Origin of the sequence: Pseudomonas sp. OV546, from assembly GCF_900116845.1 — a bacterium.
Classification (GTDB): domain Bacteria; phylum Pseudomonadota; class Gammaproteobacteria; order Pseudomonadales; family Pseudomonadaceae; genus Aquipseudomonas; species Aquipseudomonas petroselini.
This window is the reverse complement of record NZ_FPCE01000008.1, coordinates 91,302-112,552: the sequence shown is the minus strand read 5'-3', so window position 1 is coordinate 112,552 and position 21,251 is coordinate 91,302. Positions and strand designations below refer to the sequence as shown.

General features: G+C 62.0%; 21 protein-coding genes. 7 read left to right on the top strand and 14 right to left on the bottom strand.

Features of this window, described 5'->3' with window-relative positions:
• The 6 genes from rodA to BM403_RS19205 form a co-directional block, all read right to left on the bottom strand.
• Positions 1–1,104, bottom strand: a complete 1,104-nt coding sequence (gene rodA / locus BM403_RS19230) for a rod shape-determining protein RodA (RefSeq protein ID WP_015886065.1) — start codon at positions 1,102–1,104, stop codon at positions 1–3.
• 31 nt (positions 1,105–1,135) lie between these two features.
• Entirely contained in the window at positions 1,136–3,034 is a 1,899-nt protein-coding gene (gene mrdA, locus BM403_RS19225) for a penicillin-binding protein 2 (protein ID WP_093544218.1), read from the bottom strand.
• Positions 3,035–3,049: 15 nt separating this feature from the next.
• Complete coding sequence (rlmH, locus tag BM403_RS19220) at positions 3,050–3,517, bottom strand: 23S rRNA (pseudouridine(1915)-N(3))-methyltransferase RlmH (RefSeq protein ID WP_003176297.1); 468 nt, start codon at positions 3,515–3,517, stop codon at positions 3,050–3,052.
• 9 nt (positions 3,518–3,526) lie between these two features.
• Positions 3,527–4,021 (bottom strand): ribosome silencing factor, encoded by a 495-nt coding sequence (gene rsfS, locus BM403_RS19215; RefSeq protein ID WP_003237041.1) that lies wholly within the window; start codon positions 4,019–4,021, stop codon positions 3,527–3,529.
• A 69-nt stretch (positions 4,022–4,090) separates the two neighbouring features.
• Entirely contained in the window at positions 4,091–4,735 is a 645-nt protein-coding gene (gene nadD / locus BM403_RS19210) for a nicotinate-nucleotide adenylyltransferase (RefSeq protein WP_043205958.1), read from the bottom strand.
• On the bottom strand, positions 4,735–6,000 hold the full coding sequence (locus BM403_RS19205; protein WP_015886068.1) for a glutamate-5-semialdehyde dehydrogenase: 1,266 nt from the start codon (positions 5,998–6,000) through the stop codon (positions 4,735–4,737). Before BM403_RS19205 ends, nadD begins: the two co-directional genes overlap by 1 nt.
• Positions 6,001–6,175: 175 nt before the next feature.
• Between BM403_RS19205 and BM403_RS19200 the strand changes: the two genes are divergently transcribed.
• Complete coding sequence (locus BM403_RS19200) at positions 6,176–6,859, top strand: DNA-3-methyladenine glycosylase (RefSeq protein WP_093544216.1); 684 nt, start codon at positions 6,176–6,178, stop codon at positions 6,857–6,859.
• Positions 6,860–6,916: 57 nt separating this feature from the next.
• Complete coding sequence (locus BM403_RS19195) at positions 6,917–8,233, top strand: bifunctional DedA family/phosphatase PAP2 family protein (protein WP_015886070.1); 1,317 nt, start codon at positions 6,917–6,919, stop codon at positions 8,231–8,233.
• On the opposite strand, the gene BM403_RS19190 is transcribed toward BM403_RS19195, so the two are convergent.
• The 4 genes from BM403_RS19190 to BM403_RS19175 form a co-directional block, all read right to left on the bottom strand.
• On the bottom strand, positions 8,227–8,442 hold the full coding sequence (locus BM403_RS19190) for a hypothetical protein (protein ID WP_093544366.1): 216 nt from the start codon (positions 8,440–8,442) through the stop codon (positions 8,227–8,229). The two genes, BM403_RS19195 and BM403_RS19190, sit on opposite strands and share 7 nt — an antisense overlap.
• Positions 8,443–8,542: 100 nt before the next feature.
• On the bottom strand, positions 8,543–9,133 hold the full coding sequence (locus BM403_RS19185) for an LON peptidase substrate-binding domain-containing protein (RefSeq protein ID WP_015886072.1): 591 nt from the start codon (positions 9,131–9,133) through the stop codon (positions 8,543–8,545).
• A 21-nt stretch (positions 9,134–9,154) separates the two neighbouring features.
• Positions 9,155–9,871, bottom strand: coding sequence for an LrgB family protein (locus BM403_RS19180; RefSeq protein ID WP_046035712.1), 717 nt, complete (start codon positions 9,869–9,871; stop codon positions 9,155–9,157).
• Positions 9,868–10,221 (bottom strand): CidA/LrgA family protein, encoded by a 354-nt coding sequence (locus tag BM403_RS19175; protein ID WP_015886074.1) that lies wholly within the window; start codon positions 10,219–10,221, stop codon positions 9,868–9,870. Before BM403_RS19175 ends, BM403_RS19180 begins: the two co-directional genes overlap by 4 nt.
• A gap of 176 nt (positions 10,222–10,397) precedes the next feature.
• Here BM403_RS19175 and BM403_RS19170 point away from each other — a divergent pair, with 176 nt between their 5' ends.
• The 3 genes from BM403_RS19170 (at position 10,398) to BM403_RS19160 (ending at position 13,347) form a co-directional block, all read left to right on the top strand.
• On the top strand, positions 10,398–10,853 hold the full coding sequence (locus BM403_RS19170; protein ID WP_003194496.1) for a MaoC family dehydratase: 456 nt from the start codon (positions 10,398–10,400) through the stop codon (positions 10,851–10,853).
• 104 nt (positions 10,854–10,957) lie between these two features.
• Positions 10,958–12,676, top strand: coding sequence for a C13 family peptidase (locus tag BM403_RS19165; protein ID WP_046035711.1), 1,719 nt, complete (start codon positions 10,958–10,960; stop codon positions 12,674–12,676).
• 29 nt (positions 12,677–12,705) lie between these two features.
• Entirely contained in the window at positions 12,706–13,347 is a 642-nt protein-coding gene (locus BM403_RS19160) for an oxidoreductase (protein WP_046035710.1), read from the top strand.
• Positions 13,348–13,536: 189 nt separating this feature from the next.
• Here BM403_RS19160 and BM403_RS19155 read toward each other — a convergent pair whose 3' ends face one another.
• The 4 genes from BM403_RS19155 to BM403_RS19140 are packed head-to-tail and all read right to left on the bottom strand — an operon-like array spanning position 13,537 to position 17,754.
• Positions 13,537–13,821: a YceK/YidQ family lipoprotein gene (locus BM403_RS19155; RefSeq protein ID WP_015886077.1), complete on the bottom strand. Its 285-nt coding sequence runs from the start codon at positions 13,819–13,821 to the stop codon at positions 13,537–13,539.
• A complete protein-coding gene (gene ubiX / locus BM403_RS19150) occupies positions 13,814–14,443 on the bottom strand; it encodes a flavin prenyltransferase UbiX (RefSeq protein WP_010206807.1) in 630 nt (209 codons plus the stop codon). The genes BM403_RS19155 and ubiX overlap by 8 nt, the downstream gene beginning before the upstream one ends.
• Positions 14,440–15,789: a UDP-N-acetylmuramate:L-alanyl-gamma-D-glutamyl-meso-diaminopimelate ligase gene (mpl, locus tag BM403_RS19145; protein WP_015886079.1), complete on the bottom strand. Its 1,350-nt coding sequence runs from the start codon at positions 15,787–15,789 to the stop codon at positions 14,440–14,442. The genes ubiX and mpl overlap by 4 nt, the downstream gene beginning before the upstream one ends.
• A 57-nt stretch (positions 15,790–15,846) precedes the next feature.
• Complete coding sequence (locus BM403_RS19140) at positions 15,847–17,754, bottom strand: sigma-54-dependent Fis family transcriptional regulator (protein ID WP_046035709.1); 1,908 nt, start codon at positions 17,752–17,754, stop codon at positions 15,847–15,849.
• Between the two features lie 273 nt (positions 17,755–18,027).
• Here BM403_RS19140 and BM403_RS19135 point away from each other — a divergent pair, with 273 nt between their 5' ends.
• Positions 18,028–19,548, top strand: coding sequence for an acetaldehyde dehydrogenase ExaC (locus BM403_RS19135; protein ID WP_015886081.1), 1,521 nt, complete (start codon positions 18,028–18,030; stop codon positions 19,546–19,548).
• A 207-nt stretch (positions 19,549–19,755) separates the two neighbouring features.
• Positions 19,756–21,189 carry an ethanolamine permease gene (gene eat, locus BM403_RS19130; protein ID WP_093544214.1) on the top strand — a complete coding sequence of 478 codons (1,434 nt, stop codon included), beginning with the start codon at positions 19,756–19,758 and terminating at the stop codon, positions 21,187–21,189.
• Positions 21,190–21,251 lie beyond the last annotated feature (62 nt).

Here is a 21,251-nt window from a genome sequence, read left to right as displayed (position 1 = left end):
TCAAACCTGTGCGATCCATTTGCGATGCGTATGAATCGACATCAAAACCCCAAACGCTGACAGCAATGTCACCAGCGAAGTTCCGCCGTAGCTAATGAACGGCAACGGCACCCCCACCACCGGCAGCAGGCCACTGACCATACCGATGTTGACGAAAACGTAAACAAAAAACGTCATGGTCAGCGCGCCGGCCAGCAATTTGCCGAACAGCGTCTGCGCCTGCGCAGTGATCACCAGGCCGCGACCGATCAGCAGTAAATAGATCAGCAACAGCGCGCAAATGCCTACCAGGCCGAACTCTTCGCCCAATACCGCGATAATGAAGTCGGTGTGGCTCTCGGGCAAAAAGTCCAGGTGCGACTGGGTGCCCAGTAACCAACCTTTACCAAATACGCCGCCGGAACCGATGGCCGCCTTCGACTGGATGATGTTCCAGCCGGTGCCCAGCGGGTCGCTTTCGGGGTCGAGGAAGGTCAGGATCCGCTGCTTCTGGTAGTCGTGCATAAAGAAGAACCACATGGCCACGGCCACGGGCACGGCGGCGGCCAGCACGCTGAGGATCCAGCGCCAGCGCAGGCCGCCCATGAACAGCACGAACGCACCGCCGGCCAGGATCAGCAGCGAGGTACCGAGGTCCGGCTGGCGCACGATGAGGATAAACGGCACGCCGATCAGGATCAGGCTGATCCCCACGTGCTTGAGCTGCGGTGGCAAGGTGCGTTTAGACAAGTACCAGGCGATGGTCGCCGGCATCAGAATCTTCATGAATTCCGACGGCTGGAAGCGAATCACCCCCGGAATGTTGATCCAGCGGGTCGCGCCCATGGCGTTGTGGCCCATCACGTCCACGACCACCAGCAGTAACACGCCCGCTACATAACCGAGCGGCACCCAGCGCGCCATGAAGCGCGGCTCCAGCTGGGCGATCACCACCATCGACAGCAGCCCCAGGCCGAACGACGACGCTTGCTTGATCAGCAGGTCCCAGTTCTTGCCACTGGCCGAATACAACACGAACAGGCTGCCGGCCGCCAGGGTCAGCAGCAGGATCAGCAACGGGCCGTCAATGTGCATGCGCTGCAGCAACGTCGCGCGGCGACGCATCACGTCCTCACTGGAGAGGATGCGGTCAAAATTACTCTTCACTGGCCGTAACCTCGGTGCTTGAAGGGGGGCCGCCATATTCGGGCTTGAGCCTGCCGTCGTCGGCCAACAGCCAGGCGTCCATCACTTGGCGCACCACGGGCGCGGCGACGCCGGAACCGGACTCGCCGTTCTCGACCATCACCGCCACCACGATTTTCGGGTCGTCCGCCGGCGCAAAACCGACGAACAGGGCATGGTCGCGGTGACGCTCCTGGACCTTGGAGCGGTCGTATTTTTCGCCCTGCTTGATTGCCACCACCTGGGCGGTACCGCTCTTGCCGGCGATACGGTATTGCGCGCCGATCGCCGCCTTGCGCGCGGTACCACGGGCGCCGTGCATGACTTGCTGCATGCCGTGGTTGACCTTGGTCCAGTCGGACGGGTCGCGCAGCACGATGTCCGGGATCGGGTTTTCATCCAAAGGCTTTTCGCCTTCGATGGTCCTGGCCAGGTGCGGGCGGTTCCAGATGCCTTTGTTGGCCACCAGCGCGGTGGCCTGGGCCAGCTGCAACGGTGTTGCCTGCATATAGCCCTGGCCGATGCCGAGGATCAGCGTTTCGCCTGGGAACCAGGCCTGGCGACGGGTCGCGCGCTTCCACTCCCGCGACGGCATCAGGCCTGGGGATTCTTCGAACATGTCCAGGGAGACTTTCTGGCCGAGGCCGAACTTACCCATGTAGGCGGACAAACGGTCGATACCCAGCTTATGGGCCAGGTCGTAAAAATAGGTGTCGTTGGAGCGCATGATCGCGGTGTCCAAATCGACATAGCCGTCACCGGTGCGGTTCCAGTTACGGTATTTGTGATCGTAGTTGGGCAGCATGTAGTAGCCCGGGTCGAACACGCGGCTGGAGGCCGTGACCACCCCTGCGTCCAACCCCGCAATTGCCACGGCCGGTTTGATCGTCGACCCCGGCGGATACAGGCCGCGCAGCACGCGGTTGAACAACGGGCGGTCGATGGAATCGCGCAACTCGGCGTAAGCCTTGAAGCTGATACCCGTGACAAACAGGTTGGGGTCAAAGCTTGGCTGGCTGACCATCGCCAGTACTTCGCCGGTCTTCGGGTCCAGCGCGACCACCGCACCCCGTCGCCCGCCCAACGCCATCTCGGCCGCTTCCTGCAGCTTGATGTCCAGGCTCAACACGATGTCCTTGCCCGGTACCGGGTCGGTACGCTTGAGCACCCGCAGCACGCGGCCGCGGGCGTTGGTCTCGACTTCCTCGTAACCCACCTGGCCGTGCAGCTCGGGCTCGTAGAAACGCTCGATGCCGGTTTTGCCGATGTGGTGGGTGCCGCTGTAATTGACCGGGTCGAGGGTCTTCAGCTCTTTCTCGTTGATCCGCCCCATGTAGCCGACGGAGTGGGCAAAGTGCGGCCCTTGCGGGTAATGCCGCACCAACTGCGCCACCACTTCCACGCCCGGCAGACGGAACTGGTTTACCGCGATCCGCGCGATCTGCTCTTCGGTCAGCTCAAACAGGATGGGCACCGGCTCGAAAGGTCGGCGCCCCTGTTTCATGCGTTTCTCGAAGATCAACCGGTCTTCCGGCGTCAGTTGCAGCACCTCGACGATCACGTCGAGGACCTGCGCCCAGTCGCCGGAGCGCTCGCGGGTCATGCTCAGGCTGAAGCTGGGCCGGTTATCCGCGACCACCACGCCATTACGGTCGAAAATCAGCCCACGGGTGGGCGGAATCGGCTGCACATGCACCCGGTTGTTTTCGGACAGCGTGGAGTGATAGTCGTACTGGATCACCTGCAGGAAATACAGGCGCGCAATCAACACCCCGATCAACCCCACCACCAAAAAAGCACCGAACACGACCCGAGCGCGTACCAGACGTGCGTCTTTCTCGTGGTCCTTGATGCGGATCGGTTGGGTCATCGGGAGGGGCGCAGATTATTTGTGGTAAGGGTGCCCGGACAGAACTGTCCAGGCGCGATACAGCTGTTCACCGATCAGGATCCTTACCAACGGGTGCGGCAGCGTCAGCGCCGACAGCGACCAACGCTGGTCCGCCCGCGCACAGACTTCCGGCGCCAGCCCTTCGGGGCCGCCGACCATGAAGTTGACCGTACGCGAATCCAGGCGCCAGCGATCCAGCTCCACCGCCAGTTGCTCGGTGCTCCAGGGCTTGCCGTGCACTTCAAGGGTGACGATGCGCTCGTTAGGGCCGACCTTGGCCAGCATGGCTTCGCCTTCCTGACGGATAAAGCGCGCCACGTCGGCATTCTTGCCCCGGGTATTGAGCGGTATTTCCACCAGTTCAAGCGAAAGCTCAGCGGGCAGACGCTTGGCATACTCGTGCCAGCCTTCTTCCACCCACTTGGGCATGCGTGAACCGACAGCGATCAGACGCAGGCGCACAGCCGTTCCTTATTCCTGGTCTTTGTTGAGCTTGTCGAAGTGCGCGTGGCCCACTTCCGGGCTGTGGTGCTTGCCATCGGCGGCACGGCTCTGCTCGGCGCCTTTCCATAGACGCTCCAGGTCATAGAACTGGCGAGCGTTGGAAGTCATCATGTGAACGATCACGTCGTCCATGTCCAGCAGCACCCAGTCGCTGTCGCCCTTGCCTTCTTCACCCAGCGGCTTCACGCCTTGGGCTTTGACGGCTTCGCGGACCTTGTCGAGCATCGCGCCGATCTGGCGGTTCGAGGTACCGGTGGCGATGATCATGTAGTCGGTGATGCTCTGCTTGTCGCGCACGTCCAGCACCTGGATGTCCTGGGCTTTCACGTCTTCCAGGGCCGCCACGGCGACTTTTACCAGCTCTTCGCCAGCCAGCTCAGGGCCAACATGGGCTTCAACCGGCAGCGGGGCGCTTTTGAAGGTGCCTTTGCGCTTAACTTTGCTTACGTCTTTGTTCGTCATATAAAACTCGTTTTGCTCGTATGTTCGGGCGCTCGCTGTACGACTGTACGTACGTTCAAGCGCGCCTTTTCAGTTCGACGCACGGTAAAGCCCGTGCGCATCGATGTAGGCCAGGACCGCGTCAGGCACCAGGAAACGTACCGACTTCCCGCTGGCCAGCAGTTGACGGATCTGGGTGGCGGACACCGCAAGCGGGGTCTGCCAGACGAATGCAATATTCCCGTTCGGCCCGGTCAGGGCCAAGGGGTCACTTACCGACCGCGCGGCCAGCAGGTTGCGCAAGGCATCCGGCGGTTCGCTGTCGGCATCCGGGCGTTGCAAAACCAGGATGTGGCAATGCTGGAGGAGTTCCTCCCAGCGATGCCAAGAGGGCAGGCCGCAAAATGCGTCCCAGCCCAAAAGCAGAAACAACTGGTCATCCGCGGCCAACTCGGCCCGCATCAGCTCCAGGGTGTCAACAGTGTAGGACGGTTTATCGCGCTTGAGCTCGCGGTCGTCCACCACCAGCGGCGCGATGCCCTGCACCGCCAACCGCACCATTTCCAGGCGCTGCTGCGGCGACACCTGCGGTGTATCGCGATGGGGCGGCCGGGCGTTGGGCATCACGCGCAACTCATCCAGCGCGAGGGCATCCGCGACTTCCAGGGCACTGCGCAAATGGCCGATGTGCACGGGGTCGAAGGTACCGCCGAGCAGCCCGATGCGTTTAGCCATCAAGTGCGCACATGACCGTCGCCGAACACCACGTACTTCTCGCTGGTCAGGCCTTCCAGGCCAACCGGGCCGCGTGCGTGGAGCTTGTCGGTGGAAATACCGATCTCCGCGCCCAGGCCATACTCGAAGCCGTCGGCAAAACGCGTGGAGGCGTTGATCATCACCGAAGCGGAGTCCACTTCGTTGAGGAAGCGCCGCGCATCGCTGAAATGCTCGGAAACGATGGCGTCAGTGTGCTTGGAGCCATAGGTGTTGATGTGTTCGATGGCCTCGTCCAGGTCGTCGACAATCTTGATCGACAGGATCGGTGCCGTGTATTCGGTGTACCAGTCCAGCTCGGTCGCCTCGATCACGTCCGCCCCCAGCAGCGCACGGGTGCGCTCGCACCCCCGCAGTTCCACGCCCTTGTCGCGGTAGATGGCAGCCAGCGGCGGCAGCACGCGATCGGCAATGCCGACGTGCACCAGCAGGGTTTCCATGGTGTTGCACGGGGCGTAGCGGTGGGTCTTGGCGTTGTCGGCGATGCGGATCGCCTTGTCGATATCGGCGGCGATGTCGATGAACACGTGGCATACACCGTCCAGGTGCTTGATGACCGGCACCTTGGCATCACGGCTGACGCGTTCGATCAGGCTCTTGCCACCGCGCGGCACAATCACGTCGACGAATTCCGGCATGGTGATCAGCGCACCCACGGCGGCGCGGTCGGTGGTCTCAACCACTTGCACCACTTCGGCGGGCAACTCGGCCACGGCCAGGCCCTGTTGAATGCAGGCAGCGATGGCACGGTTGGAATTGATCGCCTCGGAACCGCCACGCAGGATGGTGGCGTTACCGGACTTGAGGCACAGGCTCGCGGCATCGATGGTCACGTTCGGACGCGACTCGTAAATGATGCCGATCACGCCCAGGGGCACGCGCATCTTGCCGACCTGGATGCCGGACGGCAGGTAACGCATGTCGCGGATTTCACCGATGGGGTCAGGCAGCTTGGCCACCTGACGCAGGCCTTCGATCATGTCGTCGATGCGTGCCGGGGTCAGCGCCAGGCGGTCCAGCAAGGCCGGCTCCAGGCCATTGGCGCGGCCGTTGGCCAGGTCCTGTTCATTGGCGGCGGTGAGCTCGGAGCGCGAAGCATCCAGAGCGTCGGCGGCGGCCAGCAAGGCACGGTTCTTCTGCGCGGTGCTCGCACGGGCGATCAACCGCGAGGCCTGACGGGCAGCGCGACCCAGGCGGGTCATGTAGTCAAGAACGGACTCAGTCATGGTCAGGGAGTCTTGGCAAAGAGGAAAGCGGCAGATTATAGCTGTGACGCCGCCCGACTGACAGCGGTGAGGGGCGGATGGTCGAAATGAACTGTAAAAACCTGGGGTTCAGCGGTAATTAAGGTGGGAGTTGTTATGATTCGGTCACATTTAGCCGTATTTACCCCTGACCGCCATGCCCAGCTCATCGCCCCAACGCCCCGCCAGCGCCCTGCCCGACCGCTTCTTCGACCGGGACGCGCAAATCCTCGCGCAAGCATTGCTCGGAAAAGTCATACGCCACCGTGTCGGCGAAATCTGGCTTTCGGCGCGAATTATTGAAACCGAAGCGTATTACGTGGCCGAAAAAGGCAGTCACGCTTCATTGGGCTACACAGAAAAACGTAAGGCTTTGTTTCTGGATGGTGGCCATATCTACATGTACTACGCCCGTGGCGGCGACTCCCTGAACTTCAGCGCCCATGGGCCGGGTAATGCCGTGCTGATCAAATCAGCGTATCCATGGGTCGACGACGTGTCCGGCCCGGCCAGCCTGGCGCAGATGCAGCTGAACAACCCGAACGCCGATGGCAGCCCGCGCGCCGCGCAAAAGCTGTGCGCCGGCCAGACACTGCTGTGCAAAGCCCTGGGGTTGAAGGTACCGATGTGGGACGCCAAGCGCTTCGATCAGGCGTTGCTCTGCGTTGAAGACGTGGGCCAGAACCCGACGCAGATCATACAAACCACCCGCCTGGGCATCCCCAGCGGCCGCGATGAACACCTGATGTACCGCTTCGTCGATGCAGGCTATGCGCCATATTGCACACGGAACCCGCTGCGCCGTGGCCAGGTCGAAGGCCGCGACTACGTTTTGATTTGAATGGATCCAGACGGCTGCAACACAGCAGATCAAGTTATGTAGAGGGAGTGACGTTGTATGGGCCAATGGCTCGATAGCATTACCGGCTGGCTGACCCTGAACCCCGAATGGCTGGCGGTCGCGGTGTTTATCGTCGCCTGTGTGGAGTGCCTGGCCATTGCCGGGCTGATCGTGCCGGGCACGGTTTTATTGTTTGCGATTGCGGCGCTGGCCGGCAGCGGCGCGCTGTCATTGAGCGAAACCCTGCTGGTGGGCTTCCTGGGGGGGCTACTCGGGGACGGGGTTTCCTATTACCTGGGTCGACATTTCCATCAGAACATCCGGCGCCTGCCCGGCCTTCGCCATCACCCCGAATGGATGAACGGCGCTGAAACCTACTTCCACAAATACGGCATCGCCAGCCTGCTGGTCGGACGCTTCATCGGTCCGCTGCGCCCCATGCTGCCGATGGTGGCCGGGATGTGCGACATGCCGTTTCCGCGCTTCGCGGTGGTGAGCATTGTGGCCGCCGCGGGCTGGTCGGTGGCCTATCTGCTGCCGGGCTGGGCGACTGGTGCCGCCTTCCGCCTGCCGTTGCCCGAAGGTTTCTGGCCCGAGGCGGCGGTGGTGGCTGCGTGCCTTGCTGTGTTGATTGGGCTCAGCCTGAACAGCAGCTTGCGCGGCCATCGTCGCGCCACCTTGTGGGTCGGCTGCGCCAGCCTGACGTTGTTGATCGCCGTGTTTATCGGCTATCACTCGCTGGACAATTTTGACCAGGGCCTGAGCGCCCTCGTTCAGGAGCATCGTAGCCCGTGGCTCGACGAAGTCATGGTGCGGATCACCCAACTGGGTGAGTTCAAGAAAATGTTTTTCGCCAGCGCCGTGTTCACCGGCCTGCTGTTACTGGCGCGGCAATGGCGTCATGCTGTGTTCGTCGGCGCCACGTTGGCCGGGTCTGCTGTCATCAATACGGGAACCAAGCTGTTTTTCGCCCGTGGCCGCCCGGAAATCCTTACAGACCCACTGACCAGTTTCAGCATGCCCAGCGGCCATGCGTCCGGCGCGTTCGCGTTTTTCCTGGCGTTGGCGGTATTGGCCGGTCGTGGACAACCCATCCGGCTGCGCCTGACCTGGATGCTGCTGGGCTGCATTCCCGCGGCGTTCATTGCGCTGTCGCGGGTCTACCTCGGCGCCCATTGGCCCACCGACATCCTGGCCGGCACGCTGCTGGCGATGACGGTGTGTGCATTCAGCCTGGGCGCCAGCGAGTATCGAAGCCCGCTGCCGGCCATGTCGCAAAAGACCTGGTGGCTGCTGTTACCGGCGCTGATCGCGGTGCTGAGCTTCATCGCGCTCACCGGCACCCCTCACGCCCTGCTCCGGTATGCCTACTGACCCTTGGCCGGGCCGATCCAATCGACGGAGGCGGCTCGGCGCTCAACGCAGCGTTCACGCCGCTCCAGCAACATCTCATCGGCGATTTCCGCCGCGCGCTCGGCGATGTACTCCGGGCCGCGGTTTGCCTCTTGCTGGATCAGTTGCGCGGTCACGCTGATGAGAAACCCGTCCCAGACCGCCTGCTCCGAGTGCGCTAGCCGAATCATGTTCATCCCCTGACCCTGAGTGTGTGATCGGAGACTATTTCAGGCCCCGCGCACGGGACAACGAAGGAACGTCTGATAACAACGCCGGATATTTCCGAAGTCAGTTGAACAGCTCACCCTGCAACTCATCCAGTAACATCTGGATCGCGTCCAGCCGCTGCTGCGGGTCGTCGAGTTGCAGCAGGTCGATCTTGTCGGCCTCGGTGAAGGGCAGCAGATACGCCAGCTGGTTGCCCAAGGCTTGCTGCCCTTCGGCGCGGGCGTCCATGTCCAGCGAGGCCACCATCGGGTGCTCGGCCAATGCCTGCAGCAGCGCCAGCAGGTCGGCATCCTCTTCTTCCAGCGGCTGGTCCGGCAGGTCTTCGAGCCATTGCACGTCGGCCACCAGCAATTGGTCCTTCTGCACGCCGGCGTCACGTACCCGGAACCGGCGACCGCCTTCCACGCGAATGCCCAGCAGGCCGTTGTCCTGCTGCTTGAAGTCGCGAATCAGCGCTTCACAGCCGATCAGCGCGTAGCCGTCCGGGGCCATGCCTACCTCCTTGCCGTCGAGGATGCACACCACGCCGAAGCTTTCGCCTTTTTTCATGCAGCGGCTGATCATGTCCAGGTAACGCGCCTCGAACAATTGCAGGTCGAGGGTGCAGCCAGGGAACAGCACGGTATTGAGCGGGAACAGCGCCAGACTCATAAAGGTTTCCTTAAACCCGGTTTAAACGATCACCGACACGGCCAGCGGCAGGAACACTGCCGTGGCCACGCCCATCAGACTCATGGCCAGCGCTGCAAAGGCGCCGCACTCTTCGCTTTCCTGCAAGGCCACCGAGGTGCCGACAGCGTGGGCGGTCATGCCCAGCGCCATGCCGCGCGCTTCCGGGCTGTGCACGCCCAACCGTGACAAATACGCCGGGCCGATCATCGCACCCACCACCCCGGTGATCAGCACAAACACCGCCGCCAGCGCCGCCACGCCCCCGATCTGCTCGGCCACCAGCATGGCAATCGGCGAGGTCACCGACTTGGGCGCCATGGTCATCAACATCATGTGTTCGGCGCCAAACCACCTACCCAGCACGACACAGAGCCCGGTAGCCAGCACCCCGCCTACCACCAGCGTAGTAAAAATCGGCCAGAACAATTGGCGGATGCGCCGCAGGTTCAAATAAAGCGGTACGGCCAGGGCCACCGTCGCCGGGCCCAGCAGGATGCTCATGATTTCGGTGCTCTTGCGGTACTCGGCGTAGCTCAGGCCACAGGTCAGCAACACCCCGATCACCAGCAGCATGGACACCAGCACCGGCTGCAGGAAGATCCAGCGGGTTTTCTCGAAACCTGCGAGTACCACTTGATAAGCGCCGAGGGTGATGCCGATGCCAAACAACGGATGGTGGATCACCGCCGTCCACGCGCCCTGCCAGTCGAAGGTCATTGATCCTTCTCCTTGCGCTTGACCATCTGTTGCATCAGCACGCCGACAAAGCCCATGGCGATCACCAGCGACAGCACCAGCGCGCCGACGATGGCCCAGAAATCAGCGGCGATGTCCTTGGCATACACCATGACCCCCACCGCCGGCGGCACCAGCAGTAACGGCAGGTACCGCAACAGGCTGCTGGCCGCCAGGCTCAATGGCTCGCCGACTTCACCTCGCCAGACCAGAAAGCCCAACATCAGCAGCAACCCGATGATCGGCCCCGGCAGCACCGGCAACAGCAAATGGTTGATTGCGGTGCCGATCAGTTGAAACAGCACCAGCCAGGTCAGGCCACGTAACAGCATCCGTTCTTCCCCCTCAAGACTCGCCCGCATTATAAGCACGCCCGCCCTATGCACCGGCATTCGCCAAAAGCATGGTGGGTTGACCGGGCTGATTGGCCATGATGATCTACATTGGTTCTCTGTAACCCATAAAAACCCGACGTTGTGCACCGCATGATGAACCAAGGAGAGACGCAATGCCCTATGTACCCGTAGCGCAGCTCAAAGACTATGTCGGCAAGGAACTGGGACGTTCCGAGTGGCTCACCATCGACCAGGCGCGTATCAACTTGTTCGCCGAGGCCACGGGCGACCACCAGTTCATCCACGTCGACCCGGTCAAGGCCGCGCAGACTCCGTTTGGCAGCACCATCGCCCACGGTTTCCTGTCGCTGTCGCTGATGCCCAAGTTGATGGAAGACATCCTGATCATGCCTGAAGGCCTGAAGATGGCGGTCAACTACGGTCTGGACAGCGTGCGCTTTATCCAGCCGGTGAAGGTCAACTCCAAGGTGCGCCTGAACGTGACCCTCACCGACGTCACCGAGAAAAAGCCTGGCCAATGGCTGTTCAAGGCCACCGCCACCCTGGAAATCGAAGGGCAGGAAAAACCGGCTTACATTGCTGAGTCGTTGTCGCTCTGCTTCGTGTAAGCCTTCCCTGTGGTGAGGGATAAAACCTCACCACAGTGTATGTAAATTTATGTATGTAACTCGCAGCTGCGGCATACTCGGCGCTCAATTATCCGGATCCCGCTATGCGCCCACTCGCTCCCCTCGCCCTTGCCCTGTTGCTCACCGCTTGCGGAGATGGCGAATCGCTGTTGCCGCCCGATGCGCGCCTGCCCGACGGCGGACGCTACCGGGGCGATGTGGTCAATGGCTTGCTGCAAGGCCAGGGGCGCGTGGACTACCCCAATGGCAGTTGGTACGCCGGCCAGTTCGACAAAGGCCAATGGCACGGCCAGGGCGAGTGGCATGGCAGCAATGGCGAAGTCTATAAAGGCCAGTTCCAGCAGGGTTTGTTCGATGGCCAGGGCAGCCTGACCACCGCGGGCAGCCACTATGTGGGCGGCTTCAAGAATGGCCGGCGCAACGGCGAAGGCACCCTCAAAGAGGGGCAAATGACCTATCGTGGCGAATTCAAGGACGACCTGTATTCGGGCCTCGGTCGCCTGGAACTGGCTGACGGCAGTCAGTATCAAGGCCAGTTCGCCCACGGCAAACCGAATGGCGAAGGCCAGCGCAACGACGACAGCGGCAACCAATTCAGCGGCCATTTCGTCGATGGCCAGCTGGAAGGCAACGGTACGTTCAACAGTGCCGACGGCGATATCTATGTCGGTCAGTTCAAACAGAACCAGCTCAACGGCAAGGGCCGCTATGAGAACGCCGACGGCGACGTGTGGATCGGCCAGTTCAAGGAGGGCGCGCTCAGCGGCAAAGGCGAATTGATCGGCGTCGACGGCAGCCACTATGTCGGCCAGTTCAGCGATTGGCGCTTTACCGGTGAGGGCCGCCTGAACCTGTCCGACGGCAGTTTCTATATCGGTGGTTTCGACAGCGACAGCTATCAAGGCAAAGGCACCCTTGTCCTTACTGACGGCACCGTACACGCTGGCACCTGGGTCAATGGCATGCGCGTGCGCGATGCCGACGGAAAACTGTTGCCCGACCCTCTGGAAATCGGCGTACTAGCCCAGGGCCACCTGCTGGATGCGGCGCTTGCCGCCGTGCCCGCCTCCACCCCCGCCGTAGAGCTCTATACCCTGGCCGTGGCCGGCGACGGTAAACAAAGCGTGTTCCTGCGCGAGGCCGACTACGTCAGTAACCTGCTCGCCACCCGGTTCGGCGCGCGTGGGCAGATTCGCCTGGTCAATCACCGCGACCACATCGCCGACCGCCCCCTGGCCACGCGCGAAAGCCTGCGTCGCGCCGTGCAAACCCTGGCCGAGCGCACCGGCCCGGAAGACCTGGTATTTATCTACATGACCAGCCACGGCACCCACGAACACGAACTGGTGCTGGACCAACCGCGCATGGAGCTGGCCGATTTGCCTGCCGATGAGTTGGCCGCCGTACTGGCACCGCTGAAGAACCGCGACAAAATCGTGGTGATTTCGGCCTGCTACTCCGGCGGGTTCATCCCGGCGCTGAAAGATGAACGCACCCTGATCATGACCGCCTCGCGGGCCGACCGGGTGTCCTTCGGGTGTTCCGAGGAAGCCGACTTCACCTACTTTGGCGATGCCCTCTTCGCCCAAGCCTTCAACCAGACCGACGACTTGCAGCAAGCCTTCAAGCTGGCACAACTGCAGGTGGCCGAACGCGAACAGGCGGACAACTTCGAAGCCTCCGAACCGCAGATATGGGCCCCCAAGGGCGTCATCGCCCACTGGCAATTATTACGCAAACAGCAGGCACGAAAGGCGCTCGAAAGCGTCTCAATGAATAGCAAGGAAGCCAAAGGCAACTAAGCTGAACTGTGTAACAAGGGGGAAACACCATGTACCTGACGCCTCAGCATATCTTGCTCGCCGGAGCTTCCGGCCTTACCGGCGAACACCTGCTTGACCGCCTGCTCAACGAACCCACCGTCACCCGCGTGCTCGCACCCAGCCGCAAACCATTGGCCGAACACCCGCGCCTGGAAAACCCGGTGGGCGACCCGGCCGTGTTTCTGCCGCAACTGAGTGGCCGGGTGGACATCGCCTTCTGCTGCCTCGGCACCACGATCAAACAGGCAGGCTCCGAAGCCGCCTTCCGCGCCGTCGACCTGGACATGGTCGTGGCGTTCGCCAAGCGTGCGCGGGAAATGGGCGCGCGGCACCTGATCGTGATCAGCGCGATCGGCGCCGACCCGAAATCTTCGGTGTTCTATAACCGGGTCAAAGGGGAAATGGAACAGGCGCTGAAGGCCCAGGACTGGCCACAACTGACTATCGTACGGCCGTCGTTGCTGCTGGGGGAGCGGTTGGAGCCGCGCTTGGCCGAACAATTGGCCGGGCCGTTGTCGCGGTTGATTCCGGGCAAGTACCACGGCATCGAAGTGTGCGAACTGGCGCGAGCCATGTGGCGCCTGGCGCTGGAAGAGCAGGATGGGGTGCGGGTGGTGGAATCGGATGAGTTGCGCAAGCTAGGTAAGTAATGTTGCGATGACCGGTCAAGCCTGTTCAAAGGCTGAAAATCTCCCTGTAGTGAGCGGGCTTGCCCCGCGCTGGGCTGCGAAGCGGCCCCAAACCAGGCGAATGGTGTTTACCTGAAGTTCGGCGGTGTATTTATTGGGGCCGCTTCGCAGCCCAGCGCGGGGCAAGCCCGCTCACTACAAAGATGTGCCCTATAGGCCGCCTGTGGCGTTGAATCCAACGCCCAGCACCGTCAATACCGACAGCGGCAACAACAAGGTATCGAGCAACGCACTCGCCGGCAGGTCCACACCCGGATAAGTCGGCGCCTCAGCACCAAACCGGTCCTTGGCGCAGCAACCACCGTTCATTGCATACAAATCCAACCGCGTGCCGGCATACACCACTGGGGCGTTTGGCTGCGCGGCATCCAAGGTGCGCGCAGTGGCGCAGCCCGTGAGTTGCAACGCCAGCAAGATCAGCAGGGCCTTATTCATCGCTGCTCAAATGGTGTTCACCCCAACGCGGCAGCATGTCCTGGGGGATGTTCAGCAGGTTGAGAATACGCGCCACTACAAAGTCCACCAGGTCATCGATGGTCTGCGGCTGGTGATAGAAACCGGGCGAGGCCGGCAGAATCGTCACGCCCATGTTCGACAATTTGAGCATGTGCTCCAGGTGAATACTCGAATACGGCGCTTCACGCGGCACCAGGATCAACTGGCGGCGCTCCTTCAAGGTCACGTCGGCCGCGCGCTCGATCAGGTTGTTGCAGGCACCGGTGGCAATCGCCGACAAGGTGCCCGTGGAACATGGCACCACCACCATCGCCGCCGGGGCACCCGAGCCGGAGGCCACGGGCGACATCCAGTCCTCTTTGCCGTAGACCTTGATCTGCCCCGCCGCCGCACCGGTGTACTCAGTGAGGAAGGCCTGCATCATCTGCACTTTGGGCGGCAACGCCACGTCGGTCTCAGTGGCCATGACCAATTGCGCGGCCTTGGAGATGAGGAAATGCACTTCGCGCTCTTCACGCACCAGGCAATCCAACAGCCGCAGGCCATAGGGTGCGCCCGATGCACCGGTCATTGCCAGGGTGACACGTTCCGGCCCGCTCATTTCAGCGCCTCGGCCAATTTGCCGTGCAGGCCGCCGAAGCCGCCGTTGCTCATGACCACCACGTGGGTACCGGGTTTGGCCTGCTGCCGAACGTGCTCAATGATGCCCTCGATGCTATCGCAGACGGTGGAGGGCACGGTGCACAGGGCAGCGATGCCCGGCAGGTCCCAGCCGAGGTTCGCGGGGGCATACCACACCGCCTCGTCGGCATCGTTGACGCTTTCGGGCAAACCATCGCGGTGCGCGCCAAGTTTCATGGAGTTGGAACGCGGTTCGATGATCGCAATGATCGGCGCATCACCGACACGCTTGCGCAGGCCATCCAATGTGGTAGCAATGGCCGTCGGGTGGTGGGCAAAGTCGTCGTAGATGGTAATCCCATTCACGTCGGCGACTTTTTCCATACGCCGCTTTACGCTCTTGAATGCGCTCAAGGCGGCAATGCCCATGGACGGCACCACGCCCACATGCCGCGCAGCCGCCAGGGTCACCAAGGCATTGGCGACGTTGTGCTGGCCGGTCATGTCCCAATCGACAATGCCCTGGGCTTCGCCGTCGAACAGCACTTCAAACTTGGAACCGTCTTCGCTGAGCAGCTTGACCTGCCACTGCCCGCCCGCCCCGGTGGTCTGCACCGGGGTCCAGCAGCCCATCTCGATCACACGCTGCAAGGCGGGCTCGGTGGTCGGGTGGATCACCAGGCCTTCGCTTGGAATAGTGCGCACCAAATGGTGGAACTGCCGCTCGATGGCCGGCAGATCGGGGAAGATATCAGCGTGATCGAACTCCAGGTTGTTCAGGATCGCCGTGCGCGGGCGGTAGTGAACGAACTTGGAGCGCTTGTCGAAGAAGGCGCTGTCGTATTCGTCTGCCTCGATCACGAAGAACGGCGTATCGCCCAAGCGCGCGGATACCGAAAAGTTCTGCGGCACACCGCCGATCAGGAAACCCGGGCTCATACCCGCGTGTTCCAGCACCCAGGCCAGCATGCTGCTGGTGGTGGTCTTGCCGTGTGTGCCGGCAACCGCCAGCACCCACCGGCCTTGCAACACATGGTCGGCCAGCCATTGCGGGCCAGACACATAAGGCAAACCTTTATTGAGTACGTACTCGACCGCCGGGTTGCCACGCGACATGGCGTTGCCGATCACCACCAGGTCCGGCACCGGGTTGAATTGCGCGGGGTCGTAGCCTTGGGTCAACGCAATGCCCTGAGCCTCGAGTTGCGTGCTCATGGGCGGGTAAACGTTGGCGTCGGAGCCGGTGACGTGATGGCCCAGCTCTTTGGCCAGTACCGCCATCGAGCCCATGAACGTGCCGCAAATACCGAGAATATGAATGTGCATAGTCGACCTCGTAAAACATCGAGGCAGGTTAGCGCAGGGGGGCGAAAATCGCACCCTTTAGCTGAGGGCGTGGCGTGCGATACCGTGCCTGCGCAGCTTTCTATACAGCGTGTTGCGGCTGACGCCCAACTGCTCCGCCGTGTGCGTCATGTGCCAGCGCTGTTGCTGCAAAGCGGTGAGCAATGCCAGGCGCTCCGCGTCTTCCAGCGGCGACTCTGCGGGCCTGGCCTGCGCGGCGGCCACCGGGCGGGCCTGGCGAATCTGCGCGGGCAAGTCCTCAAGCGCTACGCGCCCTTCATCACACAGCGCCACCAGCGTACGCAGCACCGTGCGCAACTGGCGCACGTTACCCGGCCAGGCAAATGCCAACAGCGCCATACGCGCCGCCGGGTCGAGCGCCACCGCTTCGCCATTGGCCTCCTGCGCCAGCAGGAAGTCCAGCAACTGGGATTTATCACTGCGCTCGCGCAAAGCGGGCAACCCGACTTCCAGGCCATTGAGCCGGTAATACAAGTCCTCGCGGAAGCTGCCGTCCTGCACACGCTCCAGCAAATTCCGGTGGGTTGCGCTGATAATTCGCACGTTCACAGCCTGGGGCTCACCGCCGAGCGGGACCACCAGCCGATCCTCCAGCACCCTTAATAAACGGGTTTGCAGCGCCAGGGGCATATCGCCGATTTCATCGAGGAACAGGGTGCCGCCATCGGCCTGCTGCAACTTGCCTTGCATGCCCTCTTTGCGCGCGCCGGTAAAGCTGCCGCCGCGATAGCCGAACAGTTCGCTTTCGATCAGGCTTTCCGGGATGGCGGCGCAGTTGAGCGCCACGAATGCCTTGTCGGCACGCTGGCTGGCCTGGTGCACCGCCTTGGCGAAGGCCTCTTTACCGGAGCCGGTTTCGCCATTGATCATCAACGGCACATCGCGCTCGAATACCCGCAGCGCCTTGCTGAAGTCCCGTTGCAGCGCCGGATCGCCCAGGCAGATGCCGGGCAGGCGCGGCCGCTCCACCACGGCAGGCCTGGCGACCGGTGCGGGAACGCTGCGCGCCTGGCCCCGCAGCGCCGCGAACAGCGGCCGGCCATCACGGGTACGCAGCGGCCAACTGGCCGTGGCATTGGCACTGGCGCGTCCGAGCAACTGGTCCAGGGAGCATTCGAAAAACGCCTCCACCGGCTGCCCCAACAAGCCGCCACGCAACTGCCCCAGCAGGTTCAGCGCGCTCTGGTTGACGGCACAAATGCGCCCGTTGCCATCAAACGCCAGCAGCCCTTCGCTGAACAGGCCCACCGACTCCGCCTGCAGATGAAAACGCAGCAACCAGTGGTGTTCAAAGTGACGCAGGAAGTAACAACTCTCGATCATCTTCGCCGACAGGTTCACCAACGCCATGGTGTGAAACTGGCTCTGGCGCGACACGGCTTCGCGCGCCGAAGACACATCCAGCACGGCCAGCAGGTCACCGTGGGGATCGAACACCGGGCTCGCCGAACACGTCAGCCCGGTATGCCGGCCACGAAAGTGCTCATCGCGATGGATGGTCAGGGATTGGCGCTCCACCAGGCAGGTGCCGATGCCATTGGTGCCTTCGCAGGCTTCGCTCCAATCCGCCCCCAGCCACAGCCCGGCGCGCTCGAAAATCTTACGCTCGGACGGCGCAGTGACACAGTTGAGGATCACACCCCGCGCATCCGTGAGCAGCACGGCGTGCCCCGCGCCCGAGAGCTGCTGATGCAGGCTGTTCATCTCGCTGCCGGCGATGTGCAGCACCTGTTGCAGACGCTCGCGGCTTTCCAGCAGGCGGCCGTGTTCAAGCACGGTAGGGGCAATGGTTTGCGCAGGGTCGAGGTGATAGTCCTCCAGGCAACGCAGCCAGGAGCGGGCGATGGAGGGGTCGCTGGACGGGTCGCGGCCATGCGCCACAGTGAGCACCTGCTGGGCATGGCGACTGAAATGATCGTTGTGCATTTCTTATTATTCTCCCTGCGTGAGAGCGCCCAGCATCCCCCAGCCATCCGACCAATGCAATCCCGGGCCGACCCACTGGTCACGGGCTGTACCGTATATGGCACAAACTGTCACATGATCTGTATCAGCCCTGCCACAGCAACGCCTTGCAACAATGCCCAAGCCCTTGATTTCCCTGGCCCACGAAGCGGTGGCCCAACCTTTGCTCTACGCTTTATCAAGCGCTTGCTGCGCTGCGCTCCCAATAAACATAAAAGCCAGGAGATACCCACCATGCGTTACGCACACCCCGGTACTGAAGGCGCCATCGTTTCGTTCAAGGCCAAGTACGGCAACTACATCGGTGGCGAGTTCGTTGCGCCGGTCGATGGCAACTACTTCACCAACACCTCGCCGGTCAACGGCAAGCCCATCGCCGAATTCCCGCGCTCCACGGCCAAAGACATAGACAAAGCCCTGGACGCCGCCCATGCCGCCGCCGACGCCTGGGGCAAGACCTCGGCCCAGGACCGCTCGCTGGTCCTGCTGAAAATCGCCGACCGCATCGAACAGAACCTCGAACTGCTGGCCATTACCGAAACCTGGGACAACGGCAAGGCCGTGCGTGAAACCCTCAACGCCGACATTCCGCTGGCGGCCGACCACTTCCGCTATTTCGCCGGTTGCATCCGTGCCCAGGAAGGCACCAGCGCCGAAATCAATGAACACACCGCGTCCTATCACTTCCATGAGCCACTGGGCGTGGTTGGCCAGATCATCCCGTGGAACTTCCCGCTGCTGATGGCGGCATGGAAGCTTGCCCCGGCCCTGGCCGCCGGTAACTGCGTGGTGCTCAAGCCTGCCGAGCAGACCCCGCTGGGCATCAACGTGCTGATGGAATTAATCGGCGACCTGCTGCCGCCGGGCGTACTGAACGTGGTGCACGGTTTCGGCAGAGAAGCCGGCGAAGCCCTGGCCACCAGCAAACGCATCGCCAAGATTGCCTTCACCGGCTCCACGCCAGTGGGCTCGCACATCATGCATGCGGCGGCCGAGAATATTATTCCGTCGACGGTGGAGCTGGGCGGCAAGTCGCCGAACATCTTCTTTGCCGACATCATGAAGGCCGAACCGTCGTTCATCGAAAAGGCTGCCGAAGGCCTGGTGCTGGCGTTCTTCAACCAAGGTGAAGTGTGCACCTGCCCGTCCCGCGCACTGGTGGAAGAGTCGATCTACGACGACTTCATGAAAGTGGTGATGAAGAAGATCGAGTCGATCAAACGTGGCGACCCACTCGACACCGACACCATGGTCGGCGCCCAGGCGTCCGAGCAGCAGTTCGACAAGATCCTGTCCTACCTGGAAATCGCCAAGGGCGAAGGCGCGCAACTGCTGACCGGCGGCAAGGTCGAGAAGCTCACCGGCGATATGGCCGGCGGCTATTACATCCAGCCGACTCTGCTCAAGGGCACCAATGAAATGCGCGTGTTCCAGGAAGAAATCTTCGGCCCGGTGGTGAGCATCACCACCTTCAAGGACGAAGCCGAAGCCCTGGCCATTGCCAACGACACCGAGTTCGGCCTGGGCGCCGGGGTGTGGACCCGCGACATCAACCGCGCCTACCGCATGGGCCGGGCGATCAAGGCGGGCCGCGTGTGGACCAACTGCTACCACCTGTACCCGGCGCATGCCGCATTCGGTGGCTACAAGAAGTCCGGCGTGGGGCGTGAAACCCACAAGATGATGTTGGATCACTACCAGCAGACCAAGAACTTGCTGGTGAGTTACGACATTAATCCACTGGGTTTCTTTTAACTAACCCGCCTCCCACATTTGAAATGCAATCAAATGTGGGAGGCGGCTTGACCCCGATTGCAGTGTGTCAGCCCCTAACTTTTTAACTGATCCACCGTCATCGGGGGCAAGCCCCCTCCCACCGTTTTAGATCTTCATAAGTACTTGCGAAGTGCATCCGGCACAAAGATGCCGAACTAAAAAAATAACAACGAAAGGTACTTTCCCATGCCTAGCGAACCTACAAGTTCATCCGTCGACTTTGAAAAAGTCGACTCCCAATACTTCCAACAACGCGAATTGAAAAAAGGCGCCGCCGGCTGGGTGCTGTTAGTCGGCCTTGGCGTTGCCTACGTGATCTCCGGTGACTACGCCGGTTGGAACTTCGGCCTGGCCCAAGGTGGCTGGGGCGGCATGTTCCTGGCCACCTTGCTGATGGCCACCATGTACCTGTGCATGTGTTTTTCCCTCGCCGAACTGTCGTCCATGATCCCCACCGCCGGCGGTGGCTACGGCTTTGCCCGCAGCGCCTTCGGCCCCTGGGGCGGGTTCCTCACCGGCACGGCCATCCTGATCGAATACGCCATCGCCCCCGCCGCCATCGCGGTGTTTATCGGCGCCTATTGCGAATCGCTGTTCGGCATCGGCGGCTGGATGATTTACCTGGCGTTCTACATCATTTTTATCGGCATCCACATCTTCGGTGTCGGCGAAGCCTTGAAGCTGATGTTTGTGATTACGGCCGTTGCTGCGATTGCGCTGGGGGTATTTCTGGTCGCCATGGTGCCGCACTTCAACGTCGCCAACCTGCTGGATATCCCGGTGAGCGAGGCCAAGGGCGCCAGCACTTTCCTGCCCTTCGGCTACGTGGGTGTGTGGGCGGCGATTCCGTATGCCATCTGGTTTTTCCTGGCGGTAGAGGGTGTGCCCCTGGCCGCTGAAGAGACCAAGAACCCGAAGCGCGACCTGCCGCGCGGCTTGATCGGCGCCATTGTGGTGCTGACCAGTTTTGCCCTGCTGATCCTGGTGATTGCTCCAGGGGGCGCCGGCACTTATGCGCTGGTCAAGTCCGGCAACCCACTGGTAGAAGCGCTGGCCTTGGCCTACGGCGGCTCGACCTGGATGGGCAGCTTCGTCAACCTGGTCGGCCTGGCAGGGCTGATCGCGAGCTTTTTCTCGATCATCTACGCCTATTCGCGGCAGATCTTCGCCCTGTCCCGCGCCGGCTACCTGCCGCGCAAACTGTCCCAGACCAATAAAAGCAAGGCACCCGTGCTGGCCCTGGTGATCCCCGGCATCATCGGCTTTGGCCTGTCGCTGACCGGCCAGGGTGATCTGCTGATTCTGGTAGCGGTGTTCGGCGCGACCATTTCCTATGTGCTGATGATGGCCGCGCACATCACCTTGCGCATCCGTCGCCCCAAAATGGATCGCCCGTACCGCACGCCGGGCGGTATTTTCACCTCAGGCGTTGCGCTGGTGCTGGCCTGTGTGGCCGTAGTGGCGGGCTTTCTGGTGGATCCGCGCGTGGTGATTGGCGCCGCGATCATCTATGGAGTATTAATTGCTTACTTTGCTTTCTACAGCCGGCATCACTTGGTAGCGGGTACGCCCGAAGAGGAATTCGCGGCGATCCAGGCCGCAGAGGCCGCCCTGCACTAGATGCCGTAAACCTCGACGCGGGTGCCATTCTCACAGTGGGCCCGCGCCATCAAGGAGACACT